The sequence below is a fragment of the Dietzia cercidiphylli genome, assembly GCF_014145145.1.
GTDB lineage: Bacteria > Actinomycetota > Actinomycetes > Mycobacteriales > Mycobacteriaceae > Dietzia > Dietzia natronolimnaea.
The window spans coordinates 1-2,728 of record NZ_JAALEA010000443.1; the positions used below are offsets into that span (position 1 = coordinate 1).

Annotated in this window: 3 protein-coding genes; all 3 read right to left on the minus strand. The window is 72.0% G+C overall.

The annotated features are described in order from the left end of the window. Positions 1-31: 31 nt before the first annotated feature. Positions 32-1,144 carry a succinyldiaminopimelate transaminase gene (dapC, locus tag G6028_RS15070; protein WP_182640942.1) on the minus strand — a complete coding sequence of 371 codons (1,113 nt, stop codon included), beginning with the start codon at positions 1,142-1,144 and terminating at the stop codon, positions 32-34. A 5-nt stretch (positions 1,145-1,149) separates the two neighbouring features. Continuing rightward, positions 1,150-1,473, minus strand: a complete 324-nt coding sequence (fdxA, locus tag G6028_RS15075) for a ferredoxin (RefSeq protein ID WP_095718370.1) — start codon at positions 1,471-1,473, stop codon at positions 1,150-1,152. An 85-nt stretch (positions 1,474-1,558) separates the two neighbouring features. Then, positions 1,559-2,728 (minus strand): 5-amino-6-(D-ribitylamino)uracil--L-tyrosine 4-hydroxyphenyl transferase CofH (cofH, locus tag G6028_RS15080; RefSeq protein ID WP_182659362.1); only part of this gene is annotated, 1,170 nt, incomplete at its 5' end.

Here is a 2,728-nt window from a genome sequence, read left to right on the forward strand (position 1 = left end):
CGCGGCCGGGCGGACGTAGGGTGCGACCCGCTCAGGCCAGCCGACGGACCGCCTCGGCCACGGTGGCGTCGGTCGCGGTGAGGGCGATGCGGACGTGCCGGGCCCCGGCGGAACCGTAGAACTCACCGGGGGCCACCAGGACACCGCGGGCGGCGAACCAGTCCACCGTCTCCCGGCAGGGCTCGTCGCGGGTCGCCCAGAGGTAGAGCCCGGCCTGCGAGTCGTCGACGCGGAACCCGGCGTCCTGCACGGCCGGGAGCAGGAGCTCACGTCGGGCCCGGTACCGCTCGCGTTGCTCGGCCTCGTGGGCGTCATCCCGGAGCGCCGCGGTCATGGCGTTCTGGACGGGCAGGGGCATCATCAGACCCGCGTGCTTGCGCACCGCCAGCAGCTCCGCCACGAGGGACGGGTCGCCCGCCACGAACCCCGCACGATACGAGGCCAGGTTCGACGTCTTGGACAGCGAGTGCAGGGCCAGGAGCCCGGTGTGGTCGCCGTCGCAGACACGCGGGTCGAGGACCGAGGGCGCCTCACCCTCCCAGACCAGCCCGAGGTAGCACTCGTCCGAGGCCACGATCACCCCGCGGTCGCGGGCCCAACCGACGACCTTGCGCAGGTGGTCCACGCCGAGCACCCGGCCGCTGGGGTTCGACGGCGAGTTGAGGTAGAGCAGGGTGGGCGACGACGGGCCGAGTTGCGTCAGGGAGTCGGCGCGCACGACCGTCGCACCCGCGAGCAGGGCCCCCACCTCGTAGGTCGGGTAGGCCACCTCCGGCACGACGACCGTGTGGCCCGGGCCGAGTCCGAGCTGTGCGGGCAGACCCGCGATCAACTCCTTGGTACCGATCGCGGGCAGGATCGCCCCGGGATCCAGGCCGGTGACCCCGTAGCGCCGGTGGAGAGCGTCGGCGGCCGCGAGCCGGAGCTCCGCGGTCCCGATGGTGGTCGGGTAACCCGGTTCCGCGGATCCGGCGGCGAGTGCCTCACGGATGAGCGGGGCGACCGGGTCGACGGGGGTGCCCACGGTGAGATCGACCAGGCCGTCGGGATGCGCGGTGGCCACTGACCTCGCCTCGGCGAGGGTGTCCCACGGGAACACGGGTAGCGCGCGCCCGGGCGGACGACGCTCCGGGCGCGACACCACCGGGGTCACTCCTGGTTCATGGGGGGCAGCGCCTTGATGAACGGGTGGTCGTAGTCGACCTTGCCCACCTTGGCGGCGCCGCCCGGCGATCCCAGCTCGACGAAGAAGTCGACGTTGGCGGTGTTGTACTCGGACCACTCCTCCGGGGTGTCATCCTCGTAGAAGATGGCCTCCACCGGGCAGACGGGCTCACACGCGCCGCAGTCGACACACTCGTCGGGGTGGATGTACAGCATCCGTCCACCCTCGTAGATGCAGTCGACAGGACACTCCTCGACGCAGGACTTGTCCATCACGTCGACGCACGGCTCTGCGATCGTGTAGGTCACGTCAGCCACCTTCCTCGTAGCGGTATGGCCTGCATCGTATGTCACACCCCGCGTCCGCGACGACGCCGCCCCGAAGCCGGTCGCGCTATGTGACGACGGTCACGGGGATCTGGGTGGGGGCCGGTCCGTAGACGGTGTCCCGACGCCGGGCGGGCCGACCGATCCCGGTGGCGATCTCCGCGATCTCCTCCGGGGTCTTGGCGGACCCGTTCTCGGCCCCGGCCATCCGGGAGATCGTCTCCTCCATCAGCGTGCCGCCCAGGTCGTTCGCCCCCGCGCGGAGCATGGTGCGCGTCCCCGCGACCCCGAGCTTGACCCAGCTGGTCTGCACGTTGTGGATCGATCCGTGCAGCATGATCCGTGCCAGGGCGTGGACGGCGACGTTCTCCTCCCGCGTCGGGCCCGGCCGGGACGCGCCCGCCAGGTACAGCGGGGCACTGCGGTGCACGAAGGGCAGGGGGACGAACTCGGTGAACCCGCCGGTCCGGTCCTGGATCCCCCGCAGGGTGCGCAGGTGCGCCACCCAGTGCCTCGGCGTGTCCACGTGGCCGTACATCATGGTCGAGCTCGAGCGCAGGCCAACCTCGTGGGCGGTGGTGACGATGTCGATCCACTCGGAGGCCGGGAGTTTGCCCTTGGTCAGGACCCAGCGGACCACGTCGTCGAGGATCTCCGCCGCGGTACCGGGGATGGTGTCCAGACCGGCCGCCCGCAGCTCGGTGAGCCACTCCCTGACCCCCACCCCGGACCGGGCCGCCCCGTTCGAGATCTCCATCGGGCTGAACGCGTGGACGTGCATGGACGGCACCCGCTCCTTGACCGCGCGGACGAGGTCGGCGTAACCGGAGACCGGCAGGTCCGGGTCGATCCCGCCCTGCATGCAGACCTCGGACGCCCCGGAGACGTACGCCTCGTACGCGCGGTCGGCCACCTCGGCGGCCGAGAGCGAGAACGCGTCCGCGTCCCCCTTGCGCTGGGCGAAGGCGCAGAACCGGCACCCCGTGTAGCAGATGTTGGAGAAGTTGATGTTCCGGTTGACCACGTAGGTCACCGTCTCCCCCACCACGTCCGCGCGGATCCGGTCGGCGAGTCCGGCCAACGCGGCCAGCCCGTCCCCCGTGGCCGTGGCCAGGGCGAGGTACTGGTCGTCCGTGAGGCCGGCCGGGTCCGACTCCGCGGCCCGCAGCGCTGCGAGCACCTCGGAGTCCGCCCGCTCGGGGACCAGCGCGGCCGCACCGAGCTCGGCGGCGCGGGC